General features: G+C 69.9%; 12 protein-coding genes. 6 read left to right on the top strand and 6 right to left on the bottom strand.

Translation table 11 applies throughout. The annotated features are described in order from the left end of the window. The first annotated feature begins 10 nt into the window (after positions 1–10). On the top strand, positions 11–3,040 hold the full coding sequence (locus ACJJV7_RS00720) for an alpha-mannosidase (RefSeq protein ID WP_405372983.1): 3,030 nt from the start codon (positions 11–13) through the stop codon (positions 3,038–3,040). Positions 3,041–3,098: 58 nt separating this feature from the next. On the opposite strand, the gene guaA is transcribed toward ACJJV7_RS00720, so the two are convergent. The 4 genes from guaA to ACJJV7_RS00700 are packed head-to-tail and all read right to left on the bottom strand — an operon-like array spanning position 3,099 to position 7,231. Further along, on the bottom strand, positions 3,099–4,679 hold the full coding sequence (guaA, locus tag ACJJV7_RS00715) for a glutamine-hydrolyzing GMP synthase (protein WP_405372982.1): 1,581 nt from the start codon (positions 4,677–4,679) through the stop codon (positions 3,099–3,101). Continuing rightward, entirely contained in the window at positions 4,676–5,197 is a 522-nt protein-coding gene (locus ACJJV7_RS00710; RefSeq protein ID WP_405372981.1) for a DUF3817 domain-containing protein, read from the bottom strand. The genes guaA and ACJJV7_RS00710 overlap by 4 nt, the downstream gene beginning before the upstream one ends. Before the next feature lie 10 nt (positions 5,198–5,207). Further along, positions 5,208–6,113 (bottom strand): SURF1 family protein, encoded by a 906-nt coding sequence (locus ACJJV7_RS00705; protein ID WP_405372980.1) that lies wholly within the window; start codon positions 6,111–6,113, stop codon positions 5,208–5,210. Further along, positions 6,113–7,231, bottom strand: a complete 1,119-nt coding sequence (locus ACJJV7_RS00700) for a GuaB3 family IMP dehydrogenase-related protein (RefSeq protein WP_405373041.1) — start codon at positions 7,229–7,231, stop codon at positions 6,113–6,115. Before ACJJV7_RS00700 ends, ACJJV7_RS00705 begins: the two co-directional genes overlap by 1 nt. An 89-nt stretch (positions 7,232–7,320) precedes the next feature. Here ACJJV7_RS00700 and ACJJV7_RS00695 point away from each other — a divergent pair, with 89 nt between their 5' ends. Further along, positions 7,321–8,409 carry an FAD-dependent oxidoreductase gene (locus ACJJV7_RS00695; protein WP_405372979.1) on the top strand — a complete coding sequence of 363 codons (1,089 nt, stop codon included), beginning with the start codon at positions 7,321–7,323 and terminating at the stop codon, positions 8,407–8,409. Positions 8,410–8,438: 29 nt separating this feature from the next. Here ACJJV7_RS00695 and ACJJV7_RS00690 read toward each other — a convergent pair whose 3' ends face one another. Both ACJJV7_RS00690 and guaB read right to left on the bottom strand, forming a co-directional pair. Then, positions 8,439–10,589, bottom strand: a complete 2,151-nt coding sequence (locus ACJJV7_RS00690) for an acyltransferase family protein (RefSeq protein WP_405372978.1) — start codon at positions 10,587–10,589, stop codon at positions 8,439–8,441. An 84-nt stretch (positions 10,590–10,673) separates the two neighbouring features. Next, positions 10,674–12,176 (bottom strand): IMP dehydrogenase, encoded by a 1,503-nt coding sequence (guaB, locus tag ACJJV7_RS00685; RefSeq protein ID WP_405372977.1) that lies wholly within the window; start codon positions 12,174–12,176, stop codon positions 10,674–10,676. Positions 12,177–12,407: 231 nt separating this feature from the next. On the opposite strand from guaB, the gene ACJJV7_RS00680 reads away from it, so the two are divergent. Genes ACJJV7_RS00680 through ACJJV7_RS00665 form a run of 4 tightly spaced genes read left to right on the top strand, consistent with a single transcriptional unit; the run spans position 12,408 to position 16,469 of the window. Continuing rightward, positions 12,408–13,727, top strand: a complete 1,320-nt coding sequence (locus tag ACJJV7_RS00680; protein ID WP_405372976.1) for a branched-chain amino acid ABC transporter permease — start codon at positions 12,408–12,410, stop codon at positions 13,725–13,727. Positions 13,728–13,733: 6 nt separating this feature from the next. Next, positions 13,734–14,714: a branched-chain amino acid ABC transporter permease gene (locus ACJJV7_RS00675; protein WP_405372975.1), complete on the top strand. Its 981-nt coding sequence runs from the start codon at positions 13,734–13,736 to the stop codon at positions 14,712–14,714. Next, entirely contained in the window at positions 14,704–15,705 is a 1,002-nt protein-coding gene (locus ACJJV7_RS00670) for an ABC transporter ATP-binding protein (RefSeq protein ID WP_405372974.1), read from the top strand. Before ACJJV7_RS00675 ends, ACJJV7_RS00670 begins: the two co-directional genes overlap by 11 nt. After that, positions 15,702–16,469 (top strand): ABC transporter ATP-binding protein, encoded by a 768-nt coding sequence (locus ACJJV7_RS00665; protein WP_405372973.1) that lies wholly within the window; start codon positions 15,702–15,704, stop codon positions 16,467–16,469. Before ACJJV7_RS00670 ends, ACJJV7_RS00665 begins: the two co-directional genes overlap by 4 nt. Positions 16,470–16,555 lie beyond the last annotated feature (86 nt).

Genomic DNA, 16,555 nt, shown 5'->3' with positions numbered 1-16,555 from the left:
GAGGAACAACATGCACGACCGCTCCGCCCTGGCCATCCTCCGCATCGAACGCTTCCTGCAGGAACGACTCCTCCCCGCGGTGCACCGCGACTCCCGTCCGCTCGACCTCTCCGCCTGGGAGGCTCCCGGCGAGCCGGTGACGTTCGAGGAGGCCGCCGCCGGCGCATTCGAGCCCATCGCCGCCGGCGACGCCTGGGGGCGCCCCTGGGGAACCACGTGGTTCCGGGTGACGGGCGCCGTGCCCGCAGACTGGCGGACGGATGCCGGGAGCCTGCCCGAGGGCACGCGCGCCGAACTCGTGGCCGACCTCGGCTTCACCGTCGGTCAGCCGGGCTTCCAGTGCGAGGCGATGGTGTGGTCGACCGACGGACGCCCGGTGCGAGGAATCGCGCCGCTCAACAACGCGGTGGCCGAAGCGGTGGCCGCGGACGGCTCTGTCGACGTCTTCATCGAGGGCGCCTCGAACCCCGACGTCGGAAGTCTCTTCACGTTCGCCCCCACCCCGGTGGGCGACCGCGCGACGGCCGGCGGCGAGCCGATCTACCGGCTGCGCCACGTCGACGTGCGCCTCCGTGACCTCGAGGTCACGGCGCTCCTCGCCGACACGGCGGCCCTGCTCGGCCTCGCCGTGCAGCTCGACGCCGGCTCGCCTCGGCGCGCTGACATCCTCGTCGCCCTCGAGCGGATGGTCGACGCCGTCGATCCGCACGCCGTCGCGGCGACGGCCTCGCGCGGACGCGAGATCCTCGCCCCGGTGCTCGCGAGCCCCGCGGCATCCAGCGCGCACACCCTGCACGCCGTCGGGCATGCGCACATCGACTCCGCATGGCTCTGGCCCGTGCGCGAGACGGTGCGGAAGGTCGCCCGGACGTTCTCGAACGTGCTCTCGCTCATGGACGAAGACCCCGACTTCGTCTTCGCCGCCTCGTCGGCGCAGCAGTACGCGTGGATCAAGGAGTACTACCCCGATCTGTTCGAGCGCATCCGCGCGCGGGTGGCGGAGGGGCGATTCGTCCCCGTCGGCAGCATGTGGGTCGAATCCGACACCAACCTGCCGGGCGGCGAAGCGCTCGCCCGCCAGTTCGTCGCCGGCAAGGGCTTCTTCCTCCGCGAGTTCGATCTCGACACCCCGGAGGTGTGGCTGCCCGACTCGTTCGGCTACACGGGCGCCCTCCCCCAGATCGCGAAGGCCGCCGGCGCGCGCTGGTTCCTCACGCAGAAGATCTCGTGGAACGAGACGAACCGGATGCCCCACCACACCTTCCGATGGGAGGGCATCGACGGCACACGCCTGTTCACCCATTTCCCCCCGGTCGACACGTACAACTCGATCGTGTCGGCGGCCGAGCTCGCCCACGCCGAGCGCAATTACGGCGATAAGGGCCACGGCACCGTCTCGCTCCTGCCCTACGGCTTCGGCGACGGCGGCGGCGGACCCACCCGCGAGATGACGGCGGCGGTCGCCCGCACCGGATCGCTCGAGGGGTCGCCGAAGGTGGTGCACTCCTCGCCGAGTCGCTTCTTCGAGGCGGCCGAGGGCGAGTACCCCGAGCCCGAGGTCTGGGTGGGCGAGCTGTACCTCGAGTTCCACCGCGGCACCTACACGAGCCAGCTCGAGACGAAGCAGGGCAACCGGAGGTCGGAGCACCTGCTCCGCGAGGCCGAGCTGTGGGCCACCGCCGCCGCCGTCCGCACCGGCACCGCGTACCCGGCGGAGCGACTCGCGCGGGCCTGGGAGACGGTCCTGCTGCAGCAGTTCCACGACATCCTGCCCGGTTCGTCGATCGCCTGGGTGTACCAGGATGCCGAGGAGGGTTACGCCCGCGTGGCCCGTGAACTCGAGGACATCATCGCCGTGAGCCTCCGCGCCCTCGCGGGCGACGGCGACGGCGTGCTGCGCGTGAACGCGGCGCCGCACGCCCGCGCCGGCGCCCCGGCGCTGGGCGGCGCCACCGGCCTCGACCCGGCTCCGGTCGTCCCGGCTCCCGAGGGCGCGGGCTGGGTGCTCGACAACGGCGTCGTCCGCGTCGTCGTCGACGGGCGCGGCCTGGTCACATCGGCGATCGACCTCGCCTCGGGTCGCGAGTCGGTCGCCCCCGGCGCCGCCGCGGGGCTCCTGCAGCTCCACCGCGACACCCCCACCCAGTGGGACGCGTGGGACGTCGACGTCCACTACCGCAACACCGTGACCGACCTCACCGAGGTCGACAGCGTCGCTGCGGTGGGTGAGGCGATCGTCGTCGAGCGCTCGTTCGGGGCATCGCGCGTGACGCAGCGCATCACGCTCGCCGCGGGGTCGCGCACCGTCGAGTTCGCCTTCGACCTCGACTGGCGCGAGACGCAGAAGCTCCTCAAGCTGGCGTTCCCCATCGACGTGCACACCGACCGCGCGACGTCCGAGATCCAGTTCGGCCACATCGACCGCGCCACGCACACGAACACCTCGTGGGATGCGGCCCGGTTCGAGACGGTGGCGCACCGCTGGGTGCGGGTCGCGGAGCCGGGCTTCGGGGTGGCCGTCGTGAACGACTCCACGTACGGCCACGACATCACGCGCGCCGCCCGCGCCGAGGGCGGCGGAACGGTGTCGACCGTGCGGCTCTCGCTCGTGCGCGCGGCGCTGTTCCCCGACCCGACGCAGGATCAGGGGGCTCACTCGCTGCGCGTCGGCCTGGTGGTCGGGGCGGACGTGACGGATGCCGTGACGGAGGGCTACCGCATCAACCTCCCCGAGCGCGTGGTCGAGGGGGCCGCGGCATCCGAGATCGCACCGCTCGTCGAGGTCTCCGACCCCGGTGTCATCGTCGAGGCCGTGAAGCTCGCCGAGGACGGCAGCGGCGACATCGTCGTGCGCCTCTACGAGGCTCTCGGGCGCCGAGTGTCGGCGACCATCACGGGCGGCTTCGAGGCGACCGGCGTGACCCAGACCGACCTTCTCGAGCGGGGCGTCCCGGCATCCGCTCTCCGTTCCGGCGAGGGGGCGGTCGCCTCGCTGGAGCTCCGGCCGTTCGAGCTGGTCACGCTCCGCTTCTCGCGCTGACGCGAAACGGCGGATGCCGCATCCTCGAGGGGTGCGGCATCCGTCGTTCAGGGGAGGGTCACTCCCACTCGATGGTCCCCGGCGGCTTCGAGGTCACATCGAGCACGACGCGGTTGACGTCGCGGACTTCGTTCGTGATGCGGTTCGAGATGCGTGCGAGCACGTCGTAGGGCAGGCGGGTCCAGTCGGCCGTCATCGCATCCTCGCTCGAGACGGGACGGAGCACGATCGGGTGACCGTAGGTGCGTCCGTCGCCCTGCACGCCGACCGAGCGGACGTCGGCCAGCAGCACGACCGGGCACTGCCAGATCTCGGTGTCGAGGCCGGCCTTGGTCAGCTCCGCACGGGCGATGGCGTCGGCATCACGCAGGATCTCGAGACGGTCAGCGGTAACCTCACCCACGATGCGGATGCCGAGGCCGGGCCCCGGAAAGGGCTGCCGGCCGACGATCGCCTCGGGGAGGCCCAGCTCGCGGCCGATCGCGCGGACCTCGTCCTTGAAGAGGGCCCGCAGCGGCTCGACGAGGTCGAACTGCAGGTCTTCGGGCAGGCCGCCCACGTTGTGGTGGCTCTTGATGTTCGCGGTGCCCGAACCCCCACCCGACTCGACGACGTCGGGGTAGAGGGTTCCCTGCACGAGGAACCGGATGGGGTCGCCTTCGGCGGCGGCCTCGGCGATCAGGTCCTGCTGCACCTTCTCGAAGGCGCGGATGAACTCGCGACCGATGATCTTGCGCTTCTGCTCGGGGTCGCTGACGCCCGCGAGGGCTTCGAGGAAGGTCTCACGCGCGTCGACCGTGATGAGGCGGACACCGGTCGAGGCGACGTAGTCGTTCTCGACCTGCTCGCGCTCGCCCTTGCGGAGGAGGCCGTGGTCGATGAAGACGGCGGTCAGCTGATCACCGACCGCCTTGTGCACGAGAGCGGTCGAGACGGCGGAGTCGACGCCGCCGGAGAGCGCCGAGATGACGCCGCCCGTGCCGACCTGAGCACGGATCTTCTCGACCTGCTCGGCGATCACGTTGTCGCTGTTCCAGTCGGCCGGGAGCCCCGCGGCGCGGTGGAGGAAGTTCTCGATGACCTGCTGGCCGTGGTCGGAGTGCTTGACCTCGGGATGCCACTGCACGCCGTACAGCTTGCGGGCGTCGTTCGCGAACGCGGCGACGGGGGTCGCCGCCGTGCGGGCCAGCACCTCGAACCCGGCGGGTGCGCTGGCGACCTGGTCGCCGTGGCTCATCCACACGTTCTGCTCGACGGGCTGGTCGCCCAGGAGGACGTTGTCGGTGACGACGGTGGCATCCGTCGCGCCGTATTCGCGCAGGCCCGTGTTCGCGACGTCGCCGCCGAGGGTCTTCGCCATGTACTGGAAGCCGTAGCAGATGCCGAGCGTCGGAACCCCGAGCTCGAACACGCCAGCGTCGAGCTGCGGTGCGCCGTCTTCGTAGACCGACGACGGGCCGCCCGACAGGATGATCCCGACAGGCTCCTTCGCGGCGATCTCGGCGGCCGTGGCCGTGTGGGGCACGATCTCGCTGTAAACGCCGGCTTCACGCACGCGACGCGCGATCAGCTGGGCGTACTGGGCGCCGAAGTCGACGACCAGGACGGGGCGCTGCGAGGTTTCGGTCTGCTCGGTCAACGGGTCTCCGTGGGGGTTTCGAGGGGGACGGATGCCGCGTCTGCTTCGCGCGAGGCCAGGTGCTCCCGGACCTCCCGCGCGACGCGCGCCTCCATGAAGAACGACAGCAGCGGCACGACGCCGCCGAGGGCCAGGACGATGAAGCGGGGGAAGCCCCAGCGCATCAGGCTCCACAGCCGGAAGCACGCGAACAGGTACACGACGTAGAACCAGCCGTGGACGACGAGGATCGCGAGCGAGACGTTGACGCCGTCACCGGTCGAGATGATGTCGCACTGGTCGATTCCGGGCACGAACAGCGAGAACCACTGGCAGTCGGGTCCGGGGATGGCGGTCGCGAACCAGAGGAGGCCACCCGACCCGCCGGCGAAGAGCTCGACGTGCAGGGGCGTGTACTTCAGGATCATCTCGGCGAGCAGCAGGAGCAGCCCGACACCCGTGATGATCGACGCGATCTGGTAGAACCGCAGCGCGCCGCGGATCGCCGGAAACGAGGCGAGTTTGGGCTGAACGGGCATGGTTCCCAGTCTACGGGCGCGTGGACGGGTGGTCGGCGCCTCCGGCGTCGACCACGGCGAGGCCGGAGGCGGGGTCGCTGTCGCCGGAGTCGTCCGCTCCCTCGAGGTCTTCGACCTCCTTCTCCCAGGCGTCGCGGGTCAGGCGGTACCACATGTAGAACGCGAAGCCGGCGAAGACCGCCCACTCGATCGCGTAGAAGATGTTCAGCCAGTTCACCGAGGAGAGCTCGCTCGGAGCGGGCGAGTGGATCTCGCCGAGGGTCCCGAACGCCTCCTCCGAGGTGAGGTAGGGCCGGTAGACGTCGAGGTCTCCGATATCGCTCCACTGCGACAGCAGCGCGGCGGGCGACATCCGGGAAACCTCGTAGGGGTCTGCTCCCCGGGGCGGCAACTGGGCGCCCTCGTCGGAGATGAGCCGGCCGGTGAGGGTGACGTCCTGCGGCGGAGCCGCGCTCAGAGCGGATGCCGCGGCATCCGCATCTGTCCTGCTCGTCGTGAACCCGACCGCGACGGCGAGCGAGGTCGGCCCGTCGGTGCCGGTGGTGTCCGTCGCGACACGGAACTGCCCCGCCACCCAGAAGCCCGGCTCCCCCTGGTCGAACCGCGACGAGATGACGGTGAAGTCGTCCGCGACGAACGACCCGGCGACTTCGACGCGCTGCCCCACGAGCGGCTCGGGGAGATACTCCCCGGGTGAGCTGACGTCGCCGATCGGGCGGAGCTGCTCGGTCGCGCCCGCGACGGGCGGGTCGGTGTCGATCGCGTTGCCCAGCTGCCACTGCCCGAGCCACGCGAAGATGCCCGCGACGATCAGGGCGACCGCCAGCATCCCGATCCAGAACGGGCGGAGCATGACCTCCCGCAGCGTCGGCGGGAAGACGTCGGGGACGTCGTCGACGGAGCGGGCGTCTGTCATCAGCGCGACGAGTACGGCGCGACGACGACCTCGACGCGCTGGAATTCCTTCAGGTCGGAGTACCCGGTGGTCGCCATCGACTTGCGGAGCGCGCCGATGAGGTTCGCGGTGCCGTCGGCGACGGGCGCCGGCCCGTAGAGGATCTCCTCGAGCGGAGCGACCTGGCCCGTCTCGACGCGCGTGCCGCGCGGGAGCTTCGCGTGGTGCGCCTCGGGGCCCCAGTGGAAGCCGCGACCGGGCGCATCGGTGGCCCGCGCGAGCGCGACGCCGAGCATGACGGCGTCGGCACCCATCGCGAGCGCCTTGACGATGTCGCCGGACGTTCCGACGCCGCCGTCGGCGATGACGTGCACGTAGCGTCCGCCCGACTCGTCGAGGTAGTCGCGGCGGGCTCCGGCAACGTCGGCGACCGCGGTCGCCATCGGCGCGTGGAGTCCGAGCGTGGCGCGGGTGGTGGATGCCGCTCCCCCACCGAAGCCGACGAGCACGCCGGCTGCGCCGGTGCGCATGAGGTGCAGCGCGGCGGTGTAGGTCGAGGCGCCGCCCACGATGACGGGGACGTCGAGGTCGTAGATGAACTTCTTGAGGTTCAGCGGCTCGGTCTCGCTCGAGACGTGCTCGGCCGAGACGGTCGTGCCGCGGATGACGAAGAGGTCGACGCCGGCGGCGACGACGGTCTCGTAGAGGTCCTGCGTGCGCTGCGGCGTCAGGGCGCCGGCGACGGTGACGCCGGCCGCGCGGATCTCGGCCAGGCGGTCGCGGACCAGCTCGGGCTTGATCGGTGCGGAGTACAGCTCCTGCATGCGGCGGGTGGCCCCGTCGGTAGGGAGGGCCGCGATCTCGGCGAGCAGCGGCTCGGGGTCGTCGTACCGGGTCCAGAGCCCCTCGAGGTCGAGGACTCCCAGGCCGCCGAGCTGGCCGAGCATGATCGCCGTCTGCGGGCTCATGACCGAGTCCATCGGCGCTCCGAGGACGGGGATGCCGAAGCTGTAGGCGTCGATCGACCAGGTCGTCGAGACGTCCTCGGGGTTGCGGGTGCGCCGCGAGGGCACGACCGCGATGTCGTCGAACGCGTAGGCCCTGCGGGCGCGCTTCGCGCGACCGATCTCAATTTCCATGCTCACGACCCCAGCCTACCGGTGGCACCTGCGGCGTGCCCGGTCGGCCGGGCGACCGGGCACCCGGAGAGGCATGGGATGCTGGCCGCATGGCACGCATCGTGGTCGTCGGCGGCGGCATCATGGGACTCTCGACCGCGTGGGCGCTGACGCGCCGGGGCGAACGGCCGATCGTGGTCGAACGGTTCGGCCGCGGCCACCGCGAGGGCGCGTCGCACGGCGAGACCCGCAACGTGAACAACGCCTACGCCGACGCGCACTACCTCGACCTGCTGCAGCGCGCCCGAGCGGGCTGGGAGACGCTGGGCACGGTCGACGGCGAATCGCTCCTGCGCCTGCACGGCCTGGTCACGCACGGCGGGGGTGAGGACCTCGGCGGCGACACGAGCGGGCTGGCCGGTATCGCCGCCCGCCTCGGCGAGCGCGGGATCCCGGCCGAACTGCTGTCGGCGGGCGAGGCCGGGCGGCGCTGGCCGGGAATGCGCTTCGCCTCGGACGTCCTCTTCTCCCCCGACGCGGGTGTCGTCCGCGCGTCGGCCGCGATGCGCGAGCTCGAGCGCTGCGTCCTTCTCGCAGGCGGCGACGTGCGCTGGGAGGCTCCCGCGCAGCGCATCGTCGACACCGGCTCCGGCGCGCGCGTGACGCTCGAGGGCGGTGCGGTGATCGATGCGGATGTCGTGATCGTCACGGCGGGCGCGTGGACCGAGCAGCTGCTCCCCGGCATCCGCCTGCCGGAGCTCGTCGTGACCGAGGAGACGCCCGCGCACTTCGCTCCGCGCAGCGACGCCCCGTGGCCGTCGTTCAACCACTACGTCGGGCCCGCTCCGATCTACGGCATGCCCACCCCCGGCGAGGGGGTGAAGGTGGGGCTCCACCGGGTCGGCGATGTGGTCGACCCCGACGAGCGGCCCCACCGGGTCACGCACGCAGAGACGCTGCGCGAGTACGTGCGCGAATGGATGCCGGGGCTCGACCCCGATTCCGCGGTGCACTTCTCCTGCACGTACACGTCGACGCCGAACAGCGCGTTCGTGCTCGACCGGGTCGGGGCGGTCGTCGTCGGCGCGGGATTCTCGGGGCACGGCTTCAAGTTCGCACCCGGCGTCGGGGAGACTCTCGCCGACCTCGCACTCGATCCGTCCGCCCGCGCGGCGGAGCCGTTCCGGCTGCCGGGCTGACAGCGGTCGGCATCGACGCGGGCGCCGCGTCAGCCGCTGGCGAGGGCGCGGTCCATCTCCTCGGACAGCTGCGGGATCATCGTCCGCGCGAACGTGTCGGTGAGGTGATGGTTGTCGGAGTAGACGACGACGTTGCCGATGACGGCCTTGCAGCGCTCCTCGGTGCAGAACGTGTCGGTGAAGTCGGCGAGCGTGGCCTCGGGCGCGAGCGCGATCGCCTCGGCCGTGACCTCTTCGCCGCGCAGACCCCGGTCGCGGCTCACTCCGCAGCTGTCGGGAGAGTCGTAGCGCAGCGCGACGCAGTCGGGGATGTTCCGCGCCATGCGGGGCACGTCGCGGAGGACGAGCACCTGGATGCCGGCCTCCTCGAGCTGGTTCCAGTACTCGGCCAGACCGACGGCGCCGGGCTCGCCGGCACTGCCGTCGTCGACGAACTGCGCGGCAGCCGACCACGTCGTGATGACGAGGTCGGGTCGCTGGGCGAGGATCTCGTCCATCACGACCGCGTTCGGCGCGGTGCAGACGCTCTCGTTGCGCTCCTCCTCGACACGGGGCGTCGTGCTGAACGGGCACGCGTTGTGCAGATAGGTCCGCAGCGACCAGCCGTCGCTCTCCGCCATGTCAGCCAGGGCGGTCGAGTAGACACGCGCATGCGAGTCACCGACGAGCACGACCGACTGGTCGGCATCCGCTGGGCCCGCGGTGCACGAGACGGTCGTGGCCGCACGCTGGTCGGACACGCACTCCTCATCGCTGAACGCGATGTTGCGGTCATCGCCGGCGCGCAGCGGGCTCGGGGTCACGGCGGCGCCTGGCGTTGTGAAGGTGGGGATCTCGTCGCCGGTGACCGCGGCCGCACCGAGCGCGGGCAGGCTCTGGGCCTGAGTGGCGAGGGCGTCCCACTCCCGTGCGGTGGCCGAGCTGGTCGCGGGGTAGGCGAAGGTCATCCCGGCCACCACCACCATGGCGATCAGCGCGGCGATGAGCGTCCGCGGCGTCGAGGAGCTGAAGAACGTGGCGCGGCGGACCGGCTGCTCGATCCAGCGGTAGCTGAAATGAGCGAGGACGAACGAGACGACCGTCATCGCGAACAGATCGATGTACCCGACCTTCCGGTCGGCGATGACCGGCCAGAGCACGATGACCGGGAAGTGCCACAGATACAGCGAGTACGAACGGTCGCCGATCCACTGCGTCACCCGCAGCCGCGACACGAACAGCCAGGGGTCGTAGGCGCGGAGCGTCACCGGGCCCTCGTCGCGGCCCGGCGTTCCCGCCAGGATGACGGCGATCGTGCCGAGGATGACCGGCAGAGCCGTGACTCCCGGGAACGGGGTCTCGTTGGTGAGCACGACCGCCGACACGGCGATCGCCGCGAGACCGCCATAGGCGAGTACGTGACGCCACACCTCGGTGATGCGCCGAAGGGTGATGACGGCCAGCAGCCCGCCCGCGCCGAGCTCCCACACTCGCGTCGTGGTGATGAAGTAGGCGTCGGCACGGCCGTCGAGCACGGCGACCGTCGAGAAGACGAACGACGCGAGGACGACGACGCCGAACATCGTGGTGAGCAGTCGCCGCAGACGGAGCTCGTCGGTGGCGGCGCCCCGCTCGCCCGTCGAGCGGCGCGCGACGATCCACAGCGCGGCGAAGACGATGAGCGGCCAGAAGACGTAGAACTGCTCCTCGACCGACAGCGACCAGAAGTGCTGGAAGGCGGTCGCGTCGTTCTCGGCGGCCGAGTAGTCGACGGAGTCGGAGGCGAGCACCCAGTTCTGCACGTAGAAGATCGAGGCGAGCGCCTGGCGCTGCAGGTTCTCGAGGCTCGTGACAGGGGAGAAAACGGCCGTCAGGCCCACGGTCACGGCGATCGCGACGAGGCTCGCGGGAAGGATGCGCCGGGCTCGCGCGGCCCAGAACGCTCCGAGCTTCACCCGGCCCGATCGCGACGCCTCCCGCACCAGGTGACTGGTGATCAGGAAGCCCGAGATGACGAAGAAGACGTCGACGCCGATGTAGCCGCCGGTCAGCCGCTCGGGGCGCAGGTGATACACGAGCACGAGCAGCACGGCGATGGCGCGAAGCGCCTGGATGTCCGTGCGGAACCGCTGCGGAACATGCGGTGCCCGCTGCCGTTTGCCGTCGGTGACGATCGGCAGCTCAGCGGGGGAAGTGGGCACGTCGCGAAAGTCTAATTGCTGTCGAACCGATGACGCATCCGTGCATCGCTTATGAACAGCGGATGCCGCGCCTCCCCCGCCCGCTCAGCGCTTGTAGTTCGGGGCCTCGACCACGATCTGCACGTCGTGCGGGTGCGACTCCTTGAGCCCGGCGGAGGTGATCCGGACGAACTTGCCGCGGGCCTTCAGCTCTTCGACCGTTCGGGCGCCGACGTAGAACATCGACTGCCGAAGCCCTCCGACCAGCTGATACGCGACGGCCGAGACCGGTCCGCGGTAGGCGACCTGACCCTCGATGCCCTCGGGGATGAGCTTGTCGTCGGTGGGGACGTCGGCCTGGAAGTAGCGGTCCTTGGAGTACGACGTCTTCTTGCCCCGGGTCTGCAGCGCGCCCAGCGAGCCCATGCCCCGGTAGAGCTTGAACTGCTTGCCGCCCTGGAAGACGACCTCGCCCGGCGACTCGTCGGTGCCGGCGAGGAGCGACCCGAGCATGACGGTGTCGGCCCCGGCGACGAGCGCCTTCGCGATGTCGCCCGAGTAGTTGAGACCACCGTCAGCGATGAGCGGGATGCCGGCTTCGCGCGTCGCGAGGGATGCCTCGTAGACGGCGGTGACCTGCGGCACGCCGACACCGGCGACGATGCGCGTGGTGCAGATGGAGCCCGGCCCGACGCCGACCTTGACGGCATCCACACCCGCGTCGATCAGCGCCTGTGCGCCTTCGCGGGTGGCGACGTTGCCGCCGATGACGTCGATGTGCTCGAACGAGGCGTCGGCCTTGATGCGGCGGACCATGTCGATGACGCCCGCGGACTGGCCGTTGGCGGTGTCGACGACGATCACGTCGACACCGGCGTCGCGCAGCGCCTCGGCGCGCTCCCAGGCGTCACCGAAGAAGCCGATCGCCGCGCCGACGCGGAGGCGGCCCTGGTCGTCCTTCGTCGCGAGGGGGTACTTCTCGCTCTTGTCGAAGTCCTTGATGGTGATGAGCCCCGCCAGCTTGCCGTCGTCGTCGAGCAGCGGCAGCTTCTCGACCCGGTGGTGGGCGAACAGCGCGATGACGTCGTTCGCGCCGATGCCGACGGGCGCGGTGACGAGGTTCTCGCTGGTCATGACGTCGCGGACCTTGGTGGTCTGACGTTCGAAGCCCGACACGAAGCGCATGTCACGGTTGGTGACGATGCCGACGAGGCGGCCGTCGTCGTCGATGACGGGGAGTCCCGAGATGCGGTACTGCCCGCAGAGCGAGTCGACCTCTTCGATGGTGGCGTCGGGGGTCGTGGTGATCGGGTCGGTGATCATGCCCGACTCGCTGCGCTTGACCCGGTCGACCATGGCGGCCTGATCGGCGATCGAGAGGTTGCGGTGGATGATGCCGAGTCCGCCTTCGCGGGCGATGGCGATCGCCAGGCGCGTCTCGGTGACCGTGTCCATCGCCGCGGACAGCAGCGGTGTCGCGACGGTGACGCGCCGTGAGACCCGGGACGAGGTGTCGGCCTCGGACGGGATGACGTCGGTGTGGCCGGGAAGAAGCAGGACGTCGTCGTACGTCAGTCCCACGAATCCGAACGGGTCGTTGTGCTCCATGTACTCTCCTGCGTCGCTCCGGGTCTGTACGAATTCTAAGGCGCGCGGAGCCCGTTTCATTCCGGATGCCGCGCCCCGCCCGCTCGGGAGCGCTCTCGCGGATCTCGCGCCGAGCCGTGTTCGCTGGTTGCGGCGGGGAAACACACCGGCAACAATCGCTGGATACGGTCGTGTGGCGCCGAAGGCACCCGTACCTCAGCGCGCTGACCATGCTTCTAACAGGAGGTGTCGGTGACGACCACCGAATACTCGCGCGCCCGCAATCGATGGAGACGTGCGTTCGTCGCGCTGATCGCCGGAATCTTCTCCGGTGTGCTCCTGCTCGGCATCGCGAACCCCGCTGCGGCGGAGACCCAGAACCCCGAGGACTACGCGTTCACCATCCAGGGCAACGTCCGGGTCGCGGGTGAGCCCGTCGAGGGTGCCACGATCGCCGTGACCAGCCCCGGATTCGAGGGCGAGGCCACGACAGCCGAGAACGGCTCGTGGCGCGTGCCGGTACCGACCAAGGACGGGACGTACACCGTCGAGCTCGTGGAGGACTCGCTCCCCGAGGGCGTGGCCGCCCCCGAGGGGTTCGGCTTCACCCAGGAGGTGGAGTTCGGCCCGACCAGCACGGTCACCCGTAACTTCACCCTGGGCGCCGCCGAACGCGTGACCACCTCCTTCTGGGACCAGTTCGCCTCGCGAGCGGTCAACGGCCTCAACTTCGGCCTGATGCTCGCCCTCGCCGCGATCGGCGCGTCACTCGTGTTCGGCACGACGGGCCTGTCGAACTTCGCGCACGGCGAGATGGTGACCTTCGGCGCCCTCGCCGCGCTGCTGTTCAGCGTCGGCCTCGATGCGCCCATCTGGGTCGCGATCCCGGCGGCGGTGATCGTCTCGGGACTCTTCGGCTTCGGAATGGATGCCGGACTCTGGCGACCACTGCGACGGAAGGGCCTCGGCACGGTCCAGCTGATGATCGTCTCGATCGGTCTGTCGCTCGCGCTGCGCTACATCTTCCAGATGTTCGTCGGCGGCGCCACAACCACCCTCCCGGGTGGGGCGACGACGACGATCGCCGGACTCGGCCCGATCCGCCTGTCGATCACCGACGTGGTCAGCATGGGCGTCTCGATCGCCGTGATCATCGCCTTCGCCTGGTGGCTCATGCGCACTCGCATCGGGCGGGCCACGCGCGCCGTGTCCGACAACCCGTCGCTGGCTGCGGCGAGCGGCATCGACGTCGACGGTGTGGTGCGGGTCGTCTGGATCCTCGCCGCCGCTCTCGCCGGTCTCTCGGGCGTGCTGTGGGCCTACTTCCGTCCCGGCATCAAGTGGGACATGGGAACCAGCATCCTGCTGCTCATCTTCGCCGCGATCACCCTGGGCGGTCTCGGCACCGCTTTCGGTGCTCTGGTGGGGTCGATCATCGTGGGCCTCCTCGTCGAGCTCTCCACGCTGTGGATCCCGTCCGACCTCAAGTACGTCGGCGCGCTGGTCGTGCTGATCGTGATCCTTCTCTTCCGTCCACAGGGCCTTCTCGGGCGCCGAGAGCGAATCGGATAGCGGCTGATGAACATCCTGCAGATCCTCACCAACACAGCGGCGCAGATCCTGTCGCCGACCACCCTCGGCTTCGTGCTGGCCGCGATCGGACTCTCGATCCACTTCGGCTTCGCGGGGCTCCTCAACATGGGTGTCGCCGGCTTCATGGCCGTCGGCGCATACGGATTCGCGATCTCGACCCTCTCCTTCGGGGTGTCGTGGCCGCTCGCCGCGCTCATCGGACTCGTCGCCGCCGTGGTGTTCTCGCTCATCATGGGCATCCCGACGCTGCGCCTCCGGGGTGACTACCTCGCGATCGTGACCATCGCTGCCGCCGAGGTCGTCCGCCTCCTGTTCCTGACGTCGACCTTCCGCGAGGTCACCGGATCGGCCGACGGCCTGTCGGGCTTCCAGGCGGCGTTCCGGGCGAGCAACCCGCTCCCCCCGGGCCGCTACGGGTTCGGCCCGTGGACCTACCAGTCCGACCAGTGGTGGGTCATCATCATCGGCACGATCACCATCGCGATCGTCGTCACCTTCGTCTGGCGGCTCATGAGCAGCCCGTGGGGCCGCGTCATCCGCGGCATCCGTGAAGACGAGGATGCCGTGCGCTCCCTCGGAAAGAACGTGTTCGCGTTCAAGATGCAGGCGCTCATCGTCGGTGGCGTCATCATCGCCGCCGGCGGCATCGTGACCGCCATGGGCACGAACGTGAACCCGAACGTCTACGTCACCTCGCAGACGTTCTACGTGTGGACGGCGCTGCTGCTCGGTGGAGCCGCGACCATCTTCGGACCCGTGCTGGGCGCCGTGCTCTTCTGGGTGGTCCGTGCGTTCCTGTCCAACCTGCTGCCCGCGCTCGTCGAGATCGGCTGGCTGCCGTTCCTGAGCTCGGAGCAGAGCCAGATGCTCGTGTTCGTCCTGGTGGGTGTCGCACTGATGCTGCTGGTGATCTTCCGGCCGCAGGGCATCCTGGGTAACAAGAAGGAGCTGACCTTTGTCCGCTGACGTTGCAGCCCCGACCCCGCGCCCCAAGGCCACCGGTCTCCACAAGGGCGAGATCCGTCCCGGCGTGGAGAAGGTCGACCCGATCATCGTCGCCGACGGGGTGAAGCGTGTCTTCGGCGGCCTCACCGCCGTCAACGTCGAGCACCTCGAGATCCCGAGGAACGCCATCACGGCGCTCATCGGACCCAACGGTGCCGGCAAGACGACGCTGTTCAACCTGCTGACCGGATTCGACAAGCCGAACGAGGGCGACTGGTCGTTCGACGGCCAGAACCTCGCCGGCATCCCCGCGTTCAAGGCGGCCCGCATGGGCCAGGTCCGTACGTTCCAGCTGACGAAGTCGCTGGGCCTGCTGACCGTGCTCGAGAACATGAAGCTCGGCGCTCCCGACCAGAAGGGCGAGAGCATCTGGCGCAGCATCCTCCCCTTCCTCTGGAAGGGCGAAGAAGCCGAGATCGAGGAGAAGGCGCGCGGACTGCTCGCCCGCTTCAAGCTCGACGCCAAGGAGAAGGACTTCGCCGCGTCGCTCTCGGGCGGCCAGCGGAAGCTCCTCGAGATGGCGCGTGCGCTCATGAGCGACCCGACGCTGGTCATGCTCGACGAGCCGATGGCCGGGGTCAACCCGGCGCTGACGCAGTCGCTGCTCGATCACATCCTCGACCTCAAGGACCTCGGCATGACCGTGCTCTTCGTCGAGCACGACATGCACATGGTCCGCCACATCGCCGACTGGGTCATCGTCATGGCCGAGGGTCAGGTCGTCGCCGAGGGCCCGCCCGACACGGTCATGAAGGAGCAGGCCGTCATCGACGCGTACCTCGGTGCACACCAGGACGTCGACCTCGGCGTGGTCACCGGCCGCTACGAGGGCGAGCTCACCGCCGAGGCGCAGGAGCTCCTCGACGCGCAGCAGGAACTGCACGGCGCGGTCGAGGCGGACACCACCACGACCGCGGACGACGGAACGCACACGACGGAGGACAACAAGTGAGCGACACCGCAGCAGCGCCTTCGGGCGCGACCGCCACCGCATCGGCCCCGAACGTCGTGGAGTTGAAGGACGTGCACGCGGGCTACCTGCCCGGCGTGAACATCCTCAACGGCGCGAACCTCACCGCGGCCAAGGGCGAGTTGATCGGCATCATCGGCCCCAACGGCGCCGGCAAGTCGACGATGCTCAAGGCGATGTTCGGTCAGGTGAAGGTCCGCTCCGGCGCCGTCACCCTGAACGGCGACGACATCACCGGCCTCCGCGCCAACAAGCTCGTCTCGAAGGGCGTCGGCTTCGTGCCGCAGACGAACAACGTCTTCCCGAGCCTGTCGATCGCGGAGAACCTGCAGATGGGCGCCTACCAGCGCCCGAAGATCGTCAACGAGCGCATCGAGTTCGTGACGTCGATCTTCCCCGACCTCGGCAAGCGGCTGCAGCAGCGCGCCGGGTCACTGTCGGGCGGCGAGCGCCAGATGGTCGCGATGGGCCGCGCCCTGATGATGGACCCGTACGTGCTGCTCCTCGACGAGCCGTCGGCCGGACTGTCGCCGTCCCGTCAGGACGAGGCGTTCCTGCGGGTCTCGGAGATCAACAAGGCCGGCGTCACGACGATCATGGTCGAGCAGAACGCGCGCCGCTGCCTGCAGATCTGCGACCGGGGCTACGTGCTCGACCAGGGCCGGGATGCCTACACCGGCACCGGCCGCGAACTTCTCAACGACCCCAAGGTGATCGGCCTCTACCTCGGCACGCTCGGCACCTGAGCACCCCGTTTCGGACAGCACCCTCGGCGATCTTCGCCGGGGGTGCTGTCCGAAACGGGGTGCTCAGGTGCCGAGCGTGCCGAGGT

The organism is Microbacterium sp. Ld4, from assembly GCF_045066555.1.
In the GTDB taxonomy this organism is placed as follows: domain Bacteria; phylum Actinomycetota; class Actinomycetes; order Actinomycetales; family Microbacteriaceae; genus Microbacterium.
The sequence above is the reverse complement of the archived record's forward strand: the minus strand, read 5'-3'. Positions and strand labels throughout refer to the sequence as shown.